Raw genomic sequence first — 19877 nt, 5'->3', positions numbered from 1 at the left:
GTTTCTGCTGATCCTGCGCTGATCCGGATGGCCGGGCCGTGACCCCCGAACGGGGTCTCGGCCCGGCCATTCGGGCTTCTGCGAGCAAATGACGCATCCTTGGCAGGAACCCCCGCGAGAGAGGCGCTTCCAGGATGAGTGCACCCTTTACGACCGTGCGTGGCCGTGGCTACCGGGCGGAAGAGGTGGACCGGTACCTCGCCCGGCTGTCGGGGAGCCGGGACGAGGCCTGGGAGCGGGTGGCCCGGCTGACCGTCCTGGCCAGGCAGATGGAGGCGGACGCGGAGCGGCTGCGTGTGGAGGTCTCCCACCTGGCCCCGCAGATGTACGAGGACCTCGGCGAGCGAGCCCGCCGGATCCTGCTGCTGGCCGAGGAGGAGTCCGAGACCCTACGGGGTGACGCGCGGGCGGACGCGCTGGCGGCGGCGGGCGCCGCCGAGGCACACGCCGACCGGGTGACGGAGCTGGCGCGCGGCGACGCGGAGGCGGTGCGCGAGCAGACCGAGGTCCGGGCCCGGCAGGGGCTGCTGCGGGCGGGGCGCGAGGCGGACGACGCGCGGACGGAGGCGCGGGACGACGCGGCGGCGTGGCGGGCGGAGGCGCAGGCGGCGCTGGCGGACACGGCCCGCCGGGCGGACGCGCTGCTCGCCGAGCGCGAGCAGGAACACGCGGAGCGCTGGGACGCGGCGGAGCGGGAGCTGGCGGCGCGGCAGGCGGAGCTGGAGTCCCGGCACGCCGAGCTGGAGAGGTACGCGGAGTCCCGGCTGGCGGAGGCGAAGCGGGGCTTCGCGCAGGCCCAGGAGACGGCCCGGCACGGCCAGGAGGACGCGGAGGCGAAGGCGGCGGAGCTGATCGCGGAGGCGCGGGTGCGGGAGGAGCGGGTCGGGCGGGAGACGGAGCGGATCCTGCGGGAGCACGGGGAGTCCCAGGACGAGATGCGGGCCCACATGAACCACGTCCGCTCCAGTTTGGCGGCGTTGACGGGCCGGGCCCCGGCGGAGGGCTGACACCCCGGGGCCCGCGGTCCGGGGTCTGCGGTCCGGGGCCGGCCCCGCGCACCGGGCCCCCGGCCTCGCGGTCCGCAGCCCCGCGGAGGCCCGGCCCGGGCTACGGGGTGGGCTTGTGGCGGGCGTAGTAGCGGGCGACGCGTGCGCGGTTGCCGCAGAGCGAGGCCACGCACCACCGGCGCCGCGGGTGCGCCGGGAGGAACACCAGCGTGCACCCCGCGCCCTCGCAGTCGCGGAGCTCCTCGACCCGCCCCCCGAGCAGCAGTTCCGCCACGGCCTCCGCGAGTTCCGCCGCGAGCCTGCGGGCCCCGGGCGCCGCCTCCGGCCGGACGGTGGCGGCCGTCAGCCCGGCTTCAGGGGTCCAGGCGAGCTCCTGGTGGGCCGGGGCGCCGGCCAGCGCGGAGTTCAGCACGCGCATTGCCTCCGCCGGGGGCTCCGCGCCGCTCCGGGCGGCGGTCAGCGCGGCGCGCGCGGCCTCCCGTACGGCATGCACCGCGGTCACCTCCGCCGCGCCGACCGGCGGTACGTGCGCGAGCCGGCCCTCCTGTGTCGCCAGCCAGTCCGCGAGGCCGGCCGGCTCGGCGACGAGGTCGCCGACCGCGCAGTCGGTGTTGAGGAGGTCCAGTGCGAGGGGCTCGCCGGTGAGCGGGAAGAACGCTGTCATGCCCTCACATTACCTGTGACTAATGGGAGTTGAGACCCTTGACACGTTAGTGATCTTCGGTGAGACTAATGGAAACAACGCCACAGGGGGAATGTGATGACCGTCGTACCCGCCATCCGGCACAACAGCGTCGACGTAGCCGGCGTTCAGGTCGCCTACCGCGAGAGCGGCCCGGCCGACGCCCCCGTACTGCTCCTCCTGCACGGCTTCCCGACCTCCTCGCACCAGTTCGCCCGGCTGATGGACGCCCTTGGCTCCACCCCGTACCGGCTGATCGCCCCGGACTACCCGGGCTTCGGCCGCACCCGGGCCCCGGACGGGTTCACGTACACCTTCGACCGGCTCGCGGACGTCGTGGAGGGCTTCACCGACGCCCTCGCCCTGGAGAGCTACGCCCTCTACGTCTTCGACTTCGGCGCCCCCGTCGGCCTGCGCCTCGCCGAGCGCCGCCCGGACCGGGTGACCGGCCTGATCGTGCAGAACGGCAACGCGTACGAGGAGGGCCTCTCCGACATGGCCCGGGAGTTCACCGGGCTGCGGCGCGAGGTCCCGGGCCACGAGGAGCAGGTGCGGGGGCTGTTCGGCGAGGACGGCACCCGCTTCCAGTACGAGGCCGGAGTCGCCGACACCTCCCTGATCTCCCCGGACGGCTGGACGCTCGACGTCCACTACCTGGGCCTGCCCGGGCGCGCCGACGCCCAGGCCGACCTCGCCTTCGACTACCACTCCAACTTCGCCCACTACCCGGCCTGGCAGGCGTGGCTGCGCGCCGCGGACATCCCGGTCCTCGTCGTCTGGGGCGAGGGCGACCCCTTCTTCCTCCCGGCGGGCGCGAAGGCGTACCAGCGCGACGTGCCGGACGCCGAGGTCCACCTCTTCGCGGGCGCCGGTCACTTCGCGCTGGAGACCCACCTCCCGGAGATCGCCCCGCTGATCGAGGACTTCCTGGCGAAGCTCGGCCAGTAGGTGGGCGCCCGAGGGGTGCCTAGGCGGCGCTCGTGTACCGGTAGGGGTCGCTGCGGAGGCCGCGGGTGGTGACCACCACCGTGAACGCGGCCGGCGCCGGTGTCGGGAGGGGAGCCGTCAGGGCTCCCGTCGGGTCGGCGGACGTCGCGAGCGCCGTTCCGTCCAGTTCGACGCGCGGGTCGTCGCCGAAGCCGCCGCCCTCGACGGCCAGGAGCCCTTCGGTCACGGAGACGTGCGTGATCACCGGGTTCGCGCGCGTCGCCATCTTGTTCACCAGGTACGCGCCCGCAGGTGCGCCCGTCAGCGCCCACATCTCCGCCGGCAGCTTCGGCAGCCCGCCGCCCACGTCCGTCAGGAAGAACGCCACCACGTACAGCATCGTGACCGCGCTCAGGGCGACGTACTGCAGGTCGACCAGGTCGGTCCGCCCGCCGTCGTTGGAGATCAGGTCGTGCATCGGGCGCCGCTCCGTGCCCTTCGGCGCCGGTTTGGCCATGGAGCCCCGCTCCACCCGCATGCCGACCACCGCCTTCGCCGCGATCAGGGCGGCGTACGGGCCTCCGAGCAGCGGGAGGTAGACGGTCGTGAGGGAGGACAGCGGGCCCTCGGGGCCCTGGAACCAGTCGACGCCGCCGCCCGCGGTGAGCCCGTAGCCGAGGGTCGCCAGGAGCAGCCAGACCAGGATCACCGTCCAGGCCAGGGCGAGCGTGGTCGAGGTGGAGAGGCGCCCGTCGCGGCCGGTGACGAAGCCGGGGTGGCGGAGCAGGCGCAGGGCGATGGGGCCCGTCAGGGCGGCGAGTAAGGCGAGTGCGAAGAGTGCGGACGTCATGTGTGGTCCCCCCGGGAGTGCGGCGTCTCAGAAGAGGGTTACCGTCTCGGCCCGGGCATGACAAGTCGCCCTCAGCCCTCCCGCTGTTCCGGCAGCAGCGGGAACCGCCGCGGCGCCACCAGCAGCAGCACCAGCGCCGACGCGGCCGCCGCCAGGGTCGCGCCGAGGAAGATGTGGTCCCCGGCGGCGGCCACGGCCCGGCGCAGGTACTCGGCGGCCTCCGGGGAGAGGAGGCCGGGGTCGGTCAGGGCCTTGGACACGTCGTCCAGGGTCGCGGGGAGCCCGGGCACCGGGGCCTGCGCGAGGCGGCCGGCGATGGTGGCGTTGGCCACGGCTCCCAGCAGCGCCGCTCCGACGCTCTGCCCGACGTTGCGGCAGAACAGCACCGAGGCCGTCGTGGTTCCGCGTTCCTCCCAGCCCACCGTGGACTGGACCCCGACGATCAGCGGGAGCTGGAAGAGGCCGAGGGCCGCGCCCAGCAGCAGCATGATCAGTACGGGCTGCCAGACCGGGGCGGGGTAGGGGAGCAGGGTGAAGGAGCCGAGGATGAGGGCGGCCAGGGCGACCCCGGTGGCGGCGGTGTTGCGGAAGCCGATGCGCCGGTAGACGTGCTGGGCGCAGGCGGCGCTGATCGGCCAGCTCAGGGTCATCGCGGAGGTCACCAGGCCGGCGCCGGTGGGGCCGAGGCCCAGTACGGACTGGGCGTACGTCGGCATGAACACCATCGGGGCGACCATCAGCAGGCCGAGCCCGGCCATGGCCAGGTTGACGGCGGCGATGGTGCGCCGGCGCCACACCCAGCCGGGCAGGATGGGCTGCGCGGCCCGGCGTTCGATCCAGACGACGAGCGCGCCCAGCGCGGCGGCGGCGGCGAACAGTCCCAGCGAGGGCGCCGAAAGCCAGGGCCAGGCGACTCCGCCCTGGACCAGCGCGAAGAGCAGCAGCCCCCCGCAGGCGAAGACGGCGAGGGCTCCCGCCCAGTCGACGGGGCCGGTACGGCCGGGGGCCCGGGTGGGCTCGACCAGGTGGCGGCTGATGATCCACAGGGCGGCGGCGGCCAGCGGCAGGTTGATCAGGAAGATCCAGCGCCAGTCGGCGTACGTGGCGATCAGCCCGCCGAGCGCGGGGCCGGCCAGCGCCGAGGTGGCCCAGACCGTGGACATCCGGGCCTGGATGCGCGGCCGGTCCTTGAGCGGGTAGAGATCGGCGGCCAGGGTCTGGACGGTGCCCTGCAGGGCACCGCCGCCCAGGCCCTGGAGGATCCGGAAGGCGATGAGGGCGGCCATGTTCCAGGCGGCCGCGCACAGCAGCGAGCCGAGCAGGAAGAGGCTGATGCCGAGGAGCAGGACGGGCTTGCGGCCGTAGGTGTCGGAGAGCTTGCCGTAGACGGGCAGGGTGACCGTTGCGGCCAGGATGTAGCCCGAGAAGATCCAGGAGAAGACGGCGAAGCCGCCGAGGTCGCCGACGATCTGCGGGACGGCGGTGGCCACGACGGCGCTGTCGAGGGCGACGAGGCCCATGGTCAGCATCAGGGCGGCGACGACGGCCGTCCGGGGCCGGCCGGGCGGGGCGGTCGCCTGCGTACCCGTACCTGTACCCGTACCTGTACCCGTACCTGTACCCGTACCTGCACCTGCACCTGCACCTGTACTCGGCGGCTTGGCGGAGGCTCGGCCACCGGATCTTGCCGGGGCGCTCCCGGGTATGCCTCCGGCGCTGTCGTCGGTACTCGCGCCCGTGCTCTCCCCTGAGCCCATGAAAAACCTTCCCCCCCGTCCGTACCTGCGCGGACACCATCTCACCGCGGCACGACGGGGTGGTATCCCTCAGGGCGCCTCGTCCCAACGGGCGAGATCCCCTAGGGGTCGGTCCTCACAAGGATCCAGGGACGCTTCGTCCTGGGGGAGGAGGAGGAAGGGCCGCGAAAGTCCTTAACTGGTTTCTACAGGGCGGGAGTCCGGGGGGTGGGGCTAGCACCCCTATGGATACGGCGATTGGCACCAGCGCGCCGCGGCACCCCCGGCCAGCAGACTTCGGATGAAGCGCATCACGTGCTTCGAACCAGGCGACAGAACGAGGGGAAACACCGTGACAACGGCTATGACCGAAACCAGGCACGGGGGTACTGGAGGGCATGAGGCCGTCGCGGCGCGGGCGCGGAAGGTCGTCAAGGCCTACGGCTCCGGCGAGACGCGGGTCGTCGCCCTCGACGCGGTGGACGTGGACATCCAGCGCGGCCAGTTCACCGCGATCATGGGGCCCTCGGGCTCCGGCAAGTCCACGCTGATGCACTGCCTGGCCGGTCTGGACACGGTCACGAGCGGCCAGATCTTCCTGGACGACACCGAGATCACCGGTCTGAAGGACAAGAAGCTCACGCAGCTGCGCCGCGACCGGATCGGCTTCATATTCCAGGCCTTCAACCTGCTGCCGACGCTCAACGCCCTGGAGAACATCACGCTCCCCATGGACATCGCCGGCCGCAAGGCCGACGCGGAGTGGCTGAACCGGGTCGTGGAGACCGTGGGTCTGGCGGGCCGCCTCAAGCACCGTCCGACCGAGCTCTCCGGCGGCCAGCAGCAGCGCGTGGCGGTCGCCCGCGCCCTGGCTTCCCGGCCCCAGATCATCTTCGGTGACGAGCCCACCGGAAACCTCGACTCCCGGGCCGGCGCGGAGGTCCTCGGCTTCCTGCGCCGTTCGGTGAACGAGCTGGGCCAGACCATCGTCATGGTCACCCACGACCCGGTCGCCGCCTCCTACGCGGACCGCGTCATCTTCCTCGCCGACGGCCGGATCGTGGACGAGATGCACAGGCCCACCGCCGACCAGGTCCTGGACCGCATGAAGGACTTCGACGCCCGTGGGCGGACGTCATGACCGTCATGAAGACCGCGCGGCGCAATTTCGTCGCGCACAAGGGCCGCATGGCGCTCTCCGCCGTGGCCGTCATGCTCTCCGTCGCCTTCGTCTGCGGGACGCTGGTGTTCACGGACACCATGAACACCACCTTCGACAAGCTGTTCGCGGTCACCAACTCCAATGTCACGGTCACCCCGAAGGAGGCCGATAACAGCGGGGAGACCCCGGACACCGGCAAGCCGCCGGCGCTGGCCGGCTCGGTCGTCGACCAGGTGAAGAAGGCCGAGGGAGTGAAGTCCGCCGAGGGCGGCGTCTCCTCCATGGCGGTCACCGTCGTCAACTCCAAGAACGAGAACCTCGGCTCGTCCACCGGAGCCCCGACCTTCGCGGGCAACTGGACCGAGAACGACCTGCGGTCGATGAAGATCATCGAGGGGCAGGCCCCGCGCGGCCCCACCGACGTGATGATCGACGCCGACACCGCGAAGAAGCACCACCTGAAGCTCGGTGACGACATCCGCACCATCGCCGTCACCGGCGACATCCGCTCCAAGATCACCGGTATCGCCGCCTTCACCGTGACCAACCCGGGCGCGACCGTCGTCTACTTCGACACCGCCACCTCGCAGCACAAGCTGCTCGGCTCCCCGGACGCCTTCACGCACGTCAACGTCACCGCCAAGAGCGGGGTGAGCGACACCCAGCTCAAGCAGAACGTCGCCACCGTCGTCGGCGCCGACACCTACAAGCTGCAGACCGCCAAGGAAGCCGCGGACGCCAACCGCAAGAGCATGGACTTCCTCGACATCATGAAGTGGGTGATGCTCGGCTTCGCCGCGATCGCCTTCCTCGTCGGAATCTTCCTGATCTTCAACACCTTCTCGATGCTGGTCGCCCAGCGCACCCGTGAGATCGGCCTGATGCGGGCCATCGGCGCCGACAGCGGCCAGGTCCTGAAGTCGGTGGTCATCGAGGCCCTGCTGCTCGGCGTGGTCGGATCGATCCTCGGCGTCGCCGCCGGCATCGGCCTGGCCGTCGGCCTGATGGAGCTCATGAGCGGGCTCGGCATGAGCCTGTCCACCGAGGACCTGACCATCGCCTGGACCACCCCGGTCATCGGCATAGCCCTCGGCGTCGTCGTCACCGTCATCTCCGCCTTCCTCCCGGCCCGCCGGGCCGGCAAGGTCTCGCCGATGGCCGCCCTGCGCGAGTCGGGCACCCCCGGCGACAAGAAGGCCGGCCGGATCCGCGCCGCCCTGGGCCTGGGCCTCACCGGCATCGGCGCCGCGGCCCTGTACCTCGCCGGTACCGCCGACGCCGCCGGCACCGGAGCGCAGTGGCTGGGTCTGGGCGTGCTGTTCACCCTCATCGGCTTCATCGTGATCGGCCCCCTCCTGGCGGGCGTCGTGGTGCGGGCCCTGTCCGCCCCCGTGCTGCGGCCCTTCGGCTCCATAGGCCGCCTCGCCGAGCGCAACGCGCTGCGCAACCCGCGCCGCACCGGCGCCACCGCCGCCGCGCTGATGATCGGCCTCGCCCTGGTCGCCTGCCTGTCGGTGGTCGGCTCCTCGATGGTGGCCTCGGCCACCGACGAGCTCGACAAGTCGGTCGGCGCGGACTTCATCGTCCAGTCCCAGACCGGTCAGCCGGTCGTACCGCAGGCCGAGGAGGCACTGCGGGCCACGCAGGGCCTGGAGCACGTCACGGCCTACCGGGAGGTGGACGCCAAGATCACCACCTCCGACGGCACCACCGAGATCTACGGGCTCGGGGTCCAGGACCCCACCTACGCCAAGGACATCCGGCGCAAGATGATCGCCGGCGAGCACGCGGACGCGTACAAGCCGGGCTCGATGTCGGTGGGCTCCGACTTCGCCACGAAGCACCGGGTGAAGCTCGGTGACGAGCTGACGGTCGCCTTCACGGGCGGCAAGACCACCAAGCTCAAGGTCGCGGCGATCACCAGCGACGAGGGCAACCTCGACAAGGGCATGAAGTACGTCAGCACCGCCGTCGCCGAGGCGAACATGCCCGCCGACAAGTTGCCCAGGCCCTTCATGCTGCTGGCCACCGCGAAGGACGGCCAGGACGCCGCCGCGTACAAGGCGGTCAAGGCGGATCTGGCCGAGTACCCGCAGTACCAGGTGTTCAACCAGACGGACTACAAGCAGGCGCTGAAGGACCAGGTCGGCCAGTTGCTGAACGTGGTCTACGCCCTCCTCGCCCTCGCGATCATCGTCGCGGTCCTGGGCGTGGTGAACACCCTGGCCCTCTCGGTGGTCGAGCGGACCCGCGAGATCGGCCTGATGCGCGCCATCGGCCTCTCCCGCCGCCAGCTGCGCCGCATGATCCGCCTGGAGTCGGTGGTCATCGCCCTCTTCGGCGCCCTGCTCGGCCTCGGCCTGGGCATGGGCTGGGGCGCCACCGCCCACCAGCTCCTCGCACTGCAGGGCATGAAGATCCTCGAGATCCCGTGGCCCACCATCCTCGGCGTGTTCGCCGGCTCCGCCCTGGTCGGCCTGCTGGCCGCACTGGTCCCGGCCTTCCGGGCGGGCCGGATGAACGTCCTGAACGCGATCGCCAGCGAGTAGTCGCCGGCGGTCGTACGGGGGAACGCCGCGGCCCCGCCTCACCCGTTCGGGTGGGGCGGGGCCGCGGTCGTCCCCGGCAGGACCGGCTGACCCGCCGCCACCACCACGGGCGTCCCGAATCCCACGCGCGGCTGTCGGACCCGCGTCGTAGGGTGGGAACCCCCGGCCCGTTCGACGTGTCGGGTCCTTCGCGTTGCCGCCCCGCGGGAACTCGCCGCACCTCACCGGACGGAAAGCCGCCTTCATGAGCCTGCACGGACTGCTCGACGCCGTCACCCGGGACCCCGCACTCGCAGAGGCGGTCACCGCGGCCGGGGACGGCAACCGCATGCACGTGGACCTCGTCGGCCCGGCCGCCGCGCGGCCCTTCGTCATCGCCGCGCTCGCCGCCCGCACCGGGCGCACCGTGCTCGCGGTGACCGCCACCGGGCGGGAGGCCGAGGACCTGGCCGCCGCGCTGCGCTCGATGCTCAACCCCGACGAGGTCGCCGAGTACCCGTCCTGGGAGACGCTCCCGCACGAGCGGCTGAGCCCGCGCAGCGACACCGTCGGCCGCCGCATCGCCGTACTGCGCCGCCTCGCGCACCCCAGCAAGGACGACCCGGCGGCCGGCCCGGTGTCCGTGGTCGTCGCGCCGATCCGGTCCGTGCTCCAGCCGCAGGTCAAGGGGCTCGGGGACCTGGTCCCGGTGAGCCTGCGCCAGGGCGAGAGCGTGGACCTCGGCGCGGTGACGCAGGCACTCGCCGGCGCCGCGTACGCCCGCGTGGAGCTCGTCGAGAAGCGCGGCGAGTTCGCGGTGCGCGGCGGCATCCTCGACGTGTTCCCGCCCACCGAGGAGCACCCGCTGCGCGTGGAGTTCTGGGGCGACGAGGTCGAGGAGATCCGTTACTTCAAGGTCGCCGACCAGCGCTCCCTGGAGATCGCCGAGCACGGCCTGTGGGCCCCGCCCTGCCGGGAACTGCTCCTCACCGACGAGGTGCGCGGGCGCGCCGCGGCGCTGGCCGAGCTGCACCCCGAGCTCGGGGAGCTGCTGCACAAGATCGCCGAAGGGGTCGCGGTCGAGGGCATGGAGTCCCTGGCCCCGGTCCTGGTCGACGACATGGAGCTGCTGATCGACGTACTGCCGGCCGGGTCGATGGCCGTCGTGTGCGACCCGGAGCGGGTGCGGACGCGGGCCTCGGACCTGGTGGCGACCTCGCAGGAGTTCCTGATGGCCTCCTGGGCCGCCACCGCGGGCGGCGGCGAGGCCCCCATCGACGTGGGCGCGGCCTCGCTCCGCGGGATCGCCGACGTACGGGAGCACGCGCGCGAGCTCGGCATGATGTGGTGGTCGGTGTCCCCGTTCGCCGCCGACGAGGCGGAGCTCACCAGTGGAGACACCCTCAAGCTCGGCATGCACGCCCCCGAGGCCTACCGCGGCGACACCGCCCGCGCGCTCGCCGACACCAAGGCCTGGCTCGCCGACGGCTGGCGCACCGTCTACCTCACCGAGGGCCACGGCCCGGCCGCCCGTACCGTCGAGGTGCTCGGCGGCGAAGGCATCGCGGCCCGGCTCGAGGCGGACGTCACCGTCCTGGAGCCCTCGCTGGTCCACGTCTCGTGCGGCTCCCTCGACAACGGCTTCGTCGACCCGGTGCTCAAGATCGCCGTCCTCACCGAGACCGACCTGACCGGCCAGCGCACCGCCACCAAGGACCTCGGCCGGATGCCGACCCGGCGCCGCAAGACGATCGACCCCCTCACCCTGGAGGTCGGCGACTACATCGTCCACGAGCAGCACGGCGTCGGCCGCTACATCGAGATGGTGCAGCGCACCGTGCAGGGCGCCACCCGCGAGTACCTGCTCGTCGAGTACGCGCCGGCCAAGCGCGGCCAGCCCGGCGACCGCCTCTACATCCCCACCGACCAGCTGGAGCAGGTCACCAAGTACGTCGGCGGCGAGGCCCCGACCCTGCACCGGCTCGGCGGCGCCGACTGGACCAAGACCAAGGCGCGCGCGAAGAAGGCGGTCAAGGAGATCGCCGCCGACCTGATCAAGCTGTACAGCGCCCGCATGGCGGCCCCCGGCCACACCTTCGGCCCCGACACACCCTGGCAGCGCGAGCTGGAGGACGCCTTCCCGTACGCGGAGACGCCCGACCAGCTCACCACCATCGCCGAGGTCAAGGAGGACATGGAGAAGTCGGTCCCCATGGACCGCCTGATCTGCGGGGACGTTGGATACGGCAAAACCGAGATCGCCGTGCGAGCGGCCTTCAAGGCCGTCCAGGACGGCAAGCAGGTCGCCGTCCTCGTGCCCACCACGCTGCTGGTGCAGCAGCACTTCGGGACCTTCTCCGAGCGGTACGCGCAGTTCCCGGTCAAGGTGAAGGCGCTGTCCCGCTTCCAGAGCGACACCGAGTCCAAGGTGACGCTGGAGGGCCTGCGCGAGGGCTCCGTGGACATCGTCATCGGCACGCACCGGCTGTTCTCGCAGGAAACCAAGTTCAAGGACCTGGGCCTGGTCATCGTCGACGAGGAGCAGCGGTTCGGCGTCGAGCACAAGGAGCAGCTGAAGAAGCTGCGCGCCAACGTCGACGTGCTGACCATGTCGGCGACCCCCATCCCGCGCACCCTGGAGATGGCGGTGACCGGCATCCGCGAGATGTCCACGATCACCACCCCGCCCGAGGAGCGCCACCCGGTCCTGACCTTCGTCGGCCCCTACGAGGAGAAGCAGATCGGCGCCGCGATCCGCCGCGAGCTGCTCCGCGAGGGCCAGTGCTTCTACATCCACAACCGGGTCGAGTCCATCGACCGGGCGGCCGCCAAGCTCCGCGAGATCGTGCCCGAGGCGCGCATCGCGACGGCGCACGGCCAGATGTCCGAACAGGCCCTGGAACAGGTCGTGGTGGACTTCTGGGAGAAGAAGTTCGACGTCCTCGTCTCCACGACGATCGTCGAATCCGGCATCGACATCTCCAACGCCAACACCCTCATCGTCGAGCGCGGCGACAACTTCGGCCTCTCCCAGCTGCACCAGCTGCGCGGCCGCGTGGGCCGTGGCCGCGAGCGCGGGTACGCGTACTTCCTGTACCCGCCGGAGAAGCCGCTGACCGAGACCGCGCACGAGCGGCTCGCGACGATCGCCCAGCACACCGAGATGGGCGCGGGCATGTACGTGGCGATGAAGGACCTGGAGATCCGCGGCGCGGGCAACCTGCTCGGCGGCGAGCAGTCCGGCCACATCGCGGGCGTCGGCTTCGACCTCTACATCCGGATGGTCGGCGAGGCCGTGGCCGACTACCGGGCGGCCGTCGACGGCGGGGTCGAGGAGGAGCCGCCGCTCGAGGTCAAGATCGAGCTGCCGGTCGACGCGCACGTCCCGCACGACTACGCGCCGGGCGAGCGGCTGCGCCTCCAGGCGTACCGGTCCATCGCGGCGGCCAACTCCGAGGAGGACGTCAAGGCGGTCCGCGAGGAGCTCACCGACCGCTACGGCAAGCTGCCGGAGCCGGTGGAGAACCTGCTGCTGGTGGCCGGGCTGCGGATGCTCGCCCGCGCCTGCGGGGTCGGTGACATCACCCTCCAGGGTCCCAACATCCGCTTCGGGCCGGTGGAGTTGCGCGAATCGCAGGAGCTGCGGCTCAAGCGGCTCTACCCGGGGTCGGTCATCAAGCCGGCCGCTTCGCAGGTGCTGGTGCCGCGGCCGAAGACGGCCCGGGTGGGCGGGAAGCCGCTGGTCGGCCGGGAACTGCTGGGCTGGACCGGGGAGTTCCTCGCCACGATCCTCGGTTCGTAGCTCCGTAGCTCCGTAGCTCCGTAGCCTCGTAGGCGCGTACGCGGAGGCCGTACCCGGCATCCGTACGCGGACCCGGACCCGGACACGGCGACGGCCGCGGCGGGGGACCCTTCCCGGTTCCCGGCCGCGGCCGTTCGCGTTCCCGCCGGGAATTACTTCATCGGGTCGTCGTCGATGCCGAGCTTGTCTTCCATCTGCTGCTGGGCCTTGTCGATCCGCTCGGAGTACTTGCCACCGGTCTTCTCGTTGGCCTCGGCCTCGACGTTGTCGGAGATGTCCTTGGCCTTGTCCTTGGCCTGGTCCTTGAACCTGTCAAAGATCCCCATGACTCGGGCTCCTTCCGTAATCCCGTTTGCGACGCTACGCGCGTTTATGGCGATTCGCCCGCTGGAGGGTCGGAACGCCCGGTAAGGGCATGGAGTTTATGATCTTGTCCTATGCGTTCCCACCTGCTGTTTCCCGCCCTCCTGCTCGCCTCGGCCGTCGCGCTCTCCGGCTGTACGGTGCTCCCCGAGCCCGGCTCCGGTGCGGCCGCGAATGCCCCCGGTCCGGCGAACGGGCCGGTGGCCCTGGCCTCGGTGGACGGGCTCGCGGTCAAGGGGCGGGCGCCGAAGACGGGTTACGCGCGCGAGCAGTTCGGCAAGGGCTGGCTGGACACGGACGGCAGCGGCTGCGGGACCCGCGAGGACATCCTCAAGCGGGACCTGGCCCGGACCACCTTCAAGGACGGCTGCAAGGTGCTGAGCGGGGTACTGGAGAAGGACCCCTACACCGGCACCCGCATCACGCACGAGCGGGGCCGCACCGGCGTGGACATCGACCACATCGTGGCCCTGTCCGACGCCTGGCAGAAAGGGGCCGGAGGCTGGGACAAGGGCAAGCGGATCGCCTTCGCCAACGATCTTATGTTGGCGGTCTAGGTGTCTCACGGTGTTGTGTCTCACGAACGGAATCGGCGGAGCGGGGTTGTCCAGGTGAACGGGGTGGGGGCGCGGGTGACCCGCGTGTCGGTGGCCGGGTGCTTGCTTGCCCTGGCGGGGGCAGTCTTGGCCGCCTGCACGGTCACAGGACCTGAGGGTGGCGGTGAACCAGTGGGCGACCGTGGGGTCGCGGGACCGCTCGCCAACGCGGACGGCACCAAGCCGGGCCTTGCGGCGATCGGCTCGGAAAGAGAGAAGTCGGCGGGTCGCGACCTGATCGACAAGGTCACGACCAAGGGACGCGGGCCGAAGACCGGCTACGACCGCAAGGAGTTCGGTTCGGCGTGGCTGGACACCGCCGATGGGGTGCCCTTCGCTCGCAACGGCTGTGACACCCGCAATGACCTGCTGAAACGTGACGGCAGGGAGGTCCGCTTCCGGTCCGGCTCAGCCTGCGTGGTGGTGTCGATGACCCTGCCGGACCCGTACACGGGCAAGGACATCGCCTGGAAGAAGGAGAAGGCGGCCGAGGTGCAGATAGACCACGTCGTGCCGCTGTCGTACGCGTGGCAGATGGGAGCGTCCCGCTGGGACGCGGCGAAGCGGCAGCGGTTCGCCAACGACGGCCTGAACCTCCTGCCGGTGTCGGGACCGGCCAATTCGTCCAAGAGTGACTCCGGTCCGGCTTCATGGCTACCGCCGAACAAGGCCATCCGCTGCTCGTATGCGGTGCGGTTCGCGCAGGTGGCAGAGAAGTACGAGCTTTCTGTGACGGCGGCGGACAAGAACGTGATGCTCAAGCAGTGCGGCGGTTGAGGGCCGGCTGTCCGGCAGGTCTGCACGCCGGGCCTGTCAGAGCGGTGTGGAACTGTGCGCGTCATGGGTGAATTGGTGGAGCAGGTCGACGATCGGGATCGGGTGCTGGGAGTCGTCGAGCGCGGTGATGCCATCCGAAGTGGGTGGCTGCACCGAGTTGCCACGACTGTCTGCCGTCGCCCCGATGGTCGGATCTTGGTGCATCGACGGCCGCAGACCGTGTCCCGGTTCCCCGGCCAGTACAACTGGCTGGTGGGCGGGGCAGTGGACGTCGGCGAGTCCTACGAGGATGCGGCAGCGCGGGAACTCGCCGAGGAGCTGGGCGTCAGCGCGTCACCACAGTTCGTCTTCAAGTACCTGTGTAGTGGGGTTATTAGTCCCTACTGGCTGGGGCTCCATGAAGTGGTGATCACGGAAGAGGTCGTTGTCGACCCGACGGAGATCGCGTGGCATGAGTGGCTCACTCCTCAAGAGTTCCTGGAGGCGCGGCAGCGCTGGAGCTTCGTAGAGGACGGCGTCGATGCGTTGAGGCGCTACCACCAGCGGCAGGAGGGTACGGCTGGGACGGTCTGGTGAGTCACGGCAGAACCGACGGCGACCCGACGGATGTCCGGGAACGGCGGAGCTGCTTGACCACTCCGTCCTCTCCCCCGGCGAGTTGGGCCTGCAGTCGGTGTGCGTCGGCTTCCAGTTCGGCGTTCCTGAGCGTGAGGACCTGGATCTGGTTCGCGTACGCCGTGACGGTCGATCGCAGGTCCCGGATCTCGGCAGCCTTCTCGCTGGGAGTTCCTGCATGGTTTTCTTGAGCCGGGTGATCTCCAGCCTGAGTTCGTCGGCCTCGGGCCGCTTGGCCTCCGGAGCGTCAAGGAGTTCCTTGATGACCGCCGAGACGGGTGAGCGGTAGTACGAGGCTCGGGAGACGCCGGCCTCGGCGCAGATGTTCACGGCTGACGTTCGGCCGTCGGTGATCTCGGGTCGGCCGATCATGAGCTGCTCGAAGGCGCGCATGATTCTCTGGTCGATCTCGCCCAGCGTGCTGTTCTCGCGAGTCAGCCGCGCGAAGGCGGCTTGGACGACGTGGAGGGTTTGGTCGGTGGAGTCGGTCATCGTCGGGTGTCCTCGTCGTCGATCTCGGCGATCAGACGGGTGAGCGTGGCCAGATGCTCGGTGATGGCGAGCTTCTGGAGATGCGGGATGTCCACCGCGACTCCGAGCTCGGTCTGTGCCATGTCCCGGGCCCGCTCCAGACGCGGCACGTGGACCGCGGAGCGGCGGGAGTTGGGGCAGCTCATGCACATGTCGAGCATCGGTACGGGGCGACCCAGAGGTTTCGCGCGTTTGCGGCAGACGGCTGTCTCGGCTTGGTAGAAGCAGTCGTTCAGGATGCCAGGATGGAGCGTCCTGGTCAGGTGCCGCAGCAGGGTCCGGAGCCGGGACGGGCCGGCCACGACGCCGGGGAGATCACCCAGCTCGCTGCGGACGCGGTCGAACTCCGCCTCGATGCGCTGGACGGCTCCGCCGGAGGAGGGGCCGCCGTCGTTCCAGTCGTGATAGAGATCCTCGACGTAGTCGAGCTTGGCGACAGCCTCCTCGGCGGCGACCTCGTCGGCGAAGCCCGACGCGGAGGTACCCGCGTACCCCTCGAACACGGCGATCGCCGTGTGTTTGTACTGGCGGGCACCGGCGACCACACCGAACGGCTGATGGGCGATGTGCCAGGCGAGGGTCCGGCGGAACTGCCGGGTATCGAAGGCCCAGGGGAGGGCGGCAGGTTCGTCGTCGGTTGTCTCGGCGTCGTCGGAGGCTGAACCGAAGCCGGGAGGGGCCGCCGTGACCGGCGGAATGTAGGGGTTCTCCGCAGTGCCGAATAGCTTGTCGAGGTGATCCCGGAAGGCGCACAGACGCCTGGGCATGTTACTGAGGAGCACATGCCCGTTGCGGCCTCCGCCGTCGTAGCCGAAGAGGTGGCCGGGATCGTCGTTGGCCTCCCGCAGTACGGCGATGGCACGGTGGACGATCTCCAGGACGACCCACTCGGCTTCCTCGCCGCCCAGTCCGCGGCCCTTCCCTTTGGAGACCTTGCCCCGGATCTTGTAGCGGGTCAGCCCATCCGCTCCGGGTTCCTCGAAGGCGCAGTCCCGGCCCAGCTCGCGCACTTCCACATCCCGCATGCCCGACAGATAGGCGATGACGGCGGGGAACGCCTGCCGACCGGGGGAAACCCCACCCGCCCGCCGGAGCGGCTGCGCTGATTCGACCCCTGGGTCGGGTCCTGGGCCGCCGCCGTTCGGGCCGGGCCCTGGACCACCCCCCTGCATCAGGTCCTGGGCCACCCGTGGGGCCGGGCCCGGACCACCCCCTGCATCAGGCCTTTGATCAGCTCTTCTTCCAGTCCTGGCAGTCGGCGGTCTTGAAGAAGCCGTCCCCGGCGGCGATCGTCACGACGGCCTGGCCCTCGGGGTTCTCGTTGGCGATGATCGTCTCGATGCTGCCGGTCGCGTCCTTGGTGCGCTCCCAGTAGCAGCCGCTGCCGTCTTCGGTGGAGCCGGCGGACTTGTAGGTGCCCGGGGCGACGTCGACGCCGACCTTGAGCATGCCGGCCTTGCCGGAGATCTCGGCCTTCGGCGTGCCGGTGGCCTTCGGGTCCACGAGCTGCCAGCCCTTGCAGCCATCGGTCTTGAAGATCTTGTCGGTGGCGGCGATGGCCACGTACGTGGAGCCGACGGCGTTGTCGTTGTCGATGATCGAATCGGCCTCGCCCTTGGAGTCCTTGGCGCGCTCCCAGTAGCAGTTGTCGTCGGCCGTGTTGCCCGTCGAGCGGTAGAGGCCCGGCTGGACGTCGGAGCCGACCTGGAAGGTGCCGCTGCCCTTGATGGCCGACTTCGCCTTGCCCGCGTCGGCGGCCGGGGCGCTGCTCGCCGCCGCCGGCTTGGAGGCGCCCTTCGAGGCGCCCGCGTCGGCGCCCTTGTCGGTGGTGGTCTCGGCGCCGCTGCACGCGGTGAGGGCCACGAGGGCGATGGCCGCGCCGCACCCGGTGAGGAGCTTGGTGCGGGCGTTGCGGGCGATCCAACTGGTGCGCGTGGTGTGGGACATGTGTGTGGCTCCTGCCTGATCTGACGTCCTGTTCGGTGAGATCATCACAGCAGAGCTTGTGAACCGAGTCAACGAGTTTCTGAGAGATTGTTAAATTCACACTGTGAAGGGGTGTCTTCTCTTTGCAGCTGTATGCTCGCGCACATGCCGGAGCAGAAGCCCCCCACCGAGGCCCCAGCCACCCCGCCCACCCCGCACGCCGTCGAAGCCGAAGCCGCCGCCCCCGAAGTCACTCCCGAAGTCGCCCCAGCAGGTGCCCCCGAAGTCACCGCCGCCGAGATCGCCCGCCTCGCGGGAGTCGGCCGCGCCGCAGTGAGCAACTGGCGCCGCCGCCATGCCGACTTCCCCCGCCCCGTCGGCGGCACCGACACCAGCCCCTCCTTCGCGCTGGCCGACGTCACCGACTGGCTCCGGGCCCAGGGCAAGCTCGCCGAAGTCCCGCTGCGCGAACGCGTCTGGCAGTACGTCGCCGCCCACCCCGGCGGTTCCGTGGCCGCACTCGTCGAAGCCGGGAGCGCGCTGCTCCTCGTACGGGACCGGCCCATGGAGTGGCTGGAGGCCTCGGCCGTCTCCGACGCGCGGATGGCCACCCTGCTGGCGCCAGCCATCGACCGGGTGCTCGCCCTGCGGTTCGGGCCCGCGCACCCGCTCGGAGCCGCCGCCCCCCTGCGGCCCGCCTCGGTACCCTTCCTGCGGGCCGCCGCCGAGCTCGCCGCCGAACTCGGCACCAGGGGAGCCTTCGAGTTCCTGCTCGGCCGCCACCTCGAAGCCAACCCCCGCCAGTACACGCTCACTCCGGACGGGCTCGCCACCCTCATGGCCGCCCTCGCCGGGCCCTCGGTCCGGACCGTCCTGGACCCCGCCTGCGGCACCGGCACCCTGCTGCGGGCCGTCCCCGGAGCCACCACCCGCTACGCGCAGGACAGTTCGCCCGAGCTCGCCTCCCTCGCCGCCCTGCGCCTCGCCCTGCAGTCGGACGCGCCGGTCCGCGCGGCGGCCGCCGACAGCCTGCGCGCCGACGCTTTCGCGCGCCCCGCCGCCGAGCCGGTCGACGCCGTGCTCTGCCACCCGCCGTTCAACGAACGCAACTGGGGCCACGAGGAGCTGGCCTACGACCCGCGCTGGGAGTACGGACTGCCGGCCCGCGCCGAATCCGAACTCGCCTGGGTCCAGCACGCCCTGGCCCACCTGCGCGAGGGCGGCACCGCCGTCCTGCTCATGCCGCCCGCCGCCGCCGCCCGCCGCTCCGGCCGCCGCATCCGCGCCGACCTGCTGCGCCGGGGCGCGCTGCGGGCCGTCGTCGCCCTCCCGGCCGGCGCCGCGCCGCCGTACGGGATCCCGCTGCACCTGTGGGTGCTGCGCAGGCCCGCCCCCCACGCGGCGCCCCCCTCCGGGCTGCTCCTCGTGGACACCACCGCACTCGCCGACGGTCCCGGTCCCGGGCAGGGACCCGGTCGGGCCGGGTGGGCCGCCGTGCACAGCGCGGTGGAGGAGGCCTGGACGGCGTACGAGCGCGGCGGCCCGGCCCCGGACGTCCCGGACCTCCCGGGCGTGCGCCGCGTGGTGCCCGTCGTGGACCTGCTCGACGACGATGTGGACCTGACCCCCGCCCGCCACCTGCCACCACCCGCCGCGGGCGGCGGCGTGGCCGAGCTGACCGCCGTACGGGACCGGCTGGACTCGACGCTGACCCGCGCGGCCCGGCTCACCCCGCCCGCCCCGCCGGCCCCGCCCGCCGGCTCCCCGGACCGGCCCGCCGCCGCGCCGGCCCGGCCGCCGATGACCACCGTCGGCGAACTCGCCCGCGCCGGAGCCCTGCTCCTGTACACGGGCACCGGCAGCGGCGCGGGCCGGGCCCCCGTCCTGACCGAGTACGACGTGAGCGCCGGCACCGGACCCTCCGGCACCCTGGCCGCCGCCACGGAGGCGCCGCTGCTCACCGCACCCGGCGACGTGGTCGTCCCGCTCACCGGAGGCGCGGGCGTGGCCCGCGTGGTCGACGCGGCCACCGCCGGGGCGGCCCTCGGCCGGGGCCTGCAGCTGCTGCGGCCCGACCCGGCCGCGCTGGACCCCTGGTTCCTGGCCGGCTTCCTGCGCGCCACCGCCAACAACCGCCGCGCCAGCAGCCACGCCTCCACCACGACCCGGCTCGACGTGCGCCGCCTCGAACTGCCCCGGCTGCCACGGACCGAGCAGGAGGTCTACGGGGCGCGGTTCCGGGCGCTCGCCGAGTTCGAGGACGCCCTCAGGCTGGCCGCCCGGCTCGGGGAGCAGCTCGTACAGGGGCTGTACGACGGGCTGTCGGACGGTACCGTCCGGCCGGAATGAGCGCGCGGCGGCCCGGCCGGGCTGCG

At 71.7% G+C, this 19877-nt stretch carries 15 protein-coding genes; 9 read left to right on the top strand and 6 right to left on the bottom strand.

The window, feature by feature from the left end; all coding sequences use genetic code 11:
- The first annotated feature begins 134 nt into the window (after positions 1-134).
- Complete coding sequence (locus MTF69_RS16830; RefSeq protein WP_243335263.1) at positions 135-1007, top strand: DivIVA domain-containing protein; 873 nt, start codon at positions 135-137, stop codon at positions 1005-1007.
- Between the two features lie 100 nt (positions 1008-1107).
- Here MTF69_RS16830 and MTF69_RS16825 read toward each other — a convergent pair whose 3' ends face one another.
- Positions 1108-1671 (bottom strand): ABATE domain-containing protein, encoded by a 564-nt coding sequence (locus MTF69_RS16825; protein WP_243335261.1) that lies wholly within the window; start codon positions 1669-1671, stop codon positions 1108-1110.
- A 96-nt stretch (positions 1672-1767) separates the two neighbouring features.
- On the opposite strand from MTF69_RS16825, the gene MTF69_RS16820 reads away from it, so the two are divergent.
- Positions 1768-2637: an alpha/beta fold hydrolase gene (locus MTF69_RS16820; protein WP_243335259.1), complete on the top strand. Its 870-nt coding sequence runs from the start codon at positions 1768-1770 to the stop codon at positions 2635-2637.
- Between the two features lie 19 nt (positions 2638-2656).
- Here MTF69_RS16820 and MTF69_RS16815 read toward each other — a convergent pair whose 3' ends face one another.
- Both MTF69_RS16815 and MTF69_RS16810 read right to left on the bottom strand, forming a co-directional pair.
- Positions 2657-3466, bottom strand: coding sequence for a hypothetical protein (locus MTF69_RS16815; protein ID WP_243335258.1), 810 nt, complete (start codon positions 3464-3466; stop codon positions 2657-2659).
- A gap of 71 nt (positions 3467-3537) precedes the next feature.
- Entirely contained in the window at positions 3538-5223 is a 1686-nt protein-coding gene (locus MTF69_RS16810) for an MFS transporter (RefSeq protein ID WP_243335256.1), read from the bottom strand.
- A gap of 343 nt (positions 5224-5566) precedes the next feature.
- Between MTF69_RS16810 and MTF69_RS16805 the strand changes: the two genes are divergently transcribed.
- From MTF69_RS16805 to mfd, 3 genes are all read left to right on the top strand, one after another.
- Positions 5567-6343 (top strand): ABC transporter ATP-binding protein, encoded by a 777-nt coding sequence (locus MTF69_RS16805; protein WP_279345861.1) that lies wholly within the window; start codon positions 5567-5569, stop codon positions 6341-6343.
- On the top strand, positions 6340-8913 hold the full coding sequence (locus tag MTF69_RS16800) for an ABC transporter permease (protein WP_243335252.1): 2574 nt from the start codon (positions 6340-6342) through the stop codon (positions 8911-8913). Before MTF69_RS16805 ends, MTF69_RS16800 begins: the two co-directional genes overlap by 4 nt.
- A gap of 244 nt (positions 8914-9157) precedes the next feature.
- On the top strand, positions 9158-12694 hold the full coding sequence (gene mfd, locus MTF69_RS16795; protein ID WP_243335250.1) for a transcription-repair coupling factor: 3537 nt from the start codon (positions 9158-9160) through the stop codon (positions 12692-12694).
- Positions 12695-12846: 152 nt separating this feature from the next.
- Here mfd and MTF69_RS16790 read toward each other — a convergent pair whose 3' ends face one another.
- Positions 12847-13020 carry an Rv0909 family putative TA system antitoxin gene (locus MTF69_RS16790; protein ID WP_243335248.1) on the bottom strand — a complete coding sequence of 58 codons (174 nt, stop codon included), beginning with the start codon at positions 13018-13020 and terminating at the stop codon, positions 12847-12849.
- Between the two features lie 111 nt (positions 13021-13131).
- Between MTF69_RS16790 and MTF69_RS16785 the strand changes: the two genes are divergently transcribed.
- The 3 genes from MTF69_RS16785 to MTF69_RS16775 all read left to right on the top strand — a co-directional run bounded on the left by MTF69_RS16785 (position 13132) and on the right by MTF69_RS16775 (position 15006).
- Positions 13132-13614 (top strand): HNH endonuclease family protein, encoded by a 483-nt coding sequence (locus MTF69_RS16785; RefSeq protein ID WP_374323208.1) that lies wholly within the window; start codon positions 13132-13134, stop codon positions 13612-13614.
- Positions 13615-13716: 102 nt separating this feature from the next.
- Positions 13717-14430: an HNH endonuclease family protein gene (locus MTF69_RS16780; RefSeq protein ID WP_374323263.1), complete on the top strand. Its 714-nt coding sequence runs from the start codon at positions 13717-13719 to the stop codon at positions 14428-14430.
- 63 nt (positions 14431-14493) lie between these two features.
- Positions 14494-15006, top strand: coding sequence for an NUDIX hydrolase (locus MTF69_RS16775; RefSeq protein ID WP_243335245.1), 513 nt, complete (start codon positions 14494-14496; stop codon positions 15004-15006).
- Between the two features lie 527 nt (positions 15007-15533).
- On the opposite strand, the gene MTF69_RS16770 is transcribed toward MTF69_RS16775, so the two are convergent.
- The gene (locus tag MTF69_RS16770) at positions 15534-16601 is read right to left on the bottom strand and encodes a hypothetical protein (RefSeq protein ID WP_243335244.1); all 1068 of its coding nucleotides are present in this window, start codon (positions 16599-16601) and stop codon (positions 15534-15536) included.
- A gap of 205 nt (positions 16602-16806) precedes the next feature.
- Positions 16807-17523 (bottom strand): hypothetical protein, encoded by a 717-nt coding sequence (locus tag MTF69_RS16765; RefSeq protein ID WP_243335242.1) that lies wholly within the window; start codon positions 17521-17523, stop codon positions 16807-16809.
- 144 nt (positions 17524-17667) lie between these two features.
- Here MTF69_RS16765 and MTF69_RS16760 point away from each other — a divergent pair, with 144 nt between their 5' ends.
- Entirely contained in the window at positions 17668-19851 is a 2184-nt protein-coding gene (locus MTF69_RS16760) for an N-6 DNA methylase (protein WP_243335241.1), read from the top strand.
- Positions 19852-19877: the final 26 nt, after the last annotated feature.

The sequence above is a fragment of the Streptomyces sp. AP-93 genome (genome assembly GCF_022808175.1).
Classification (GTDB): Bacteria; Actinomycetota; Actinomycetes; order Streptomycetales; family Streptomycetaceae; genus Streptomyces.
Note: the sequence above shows the minus strand (reverse complement) of the source record. Positions and strands in the feature narration are given on the sequence as shown.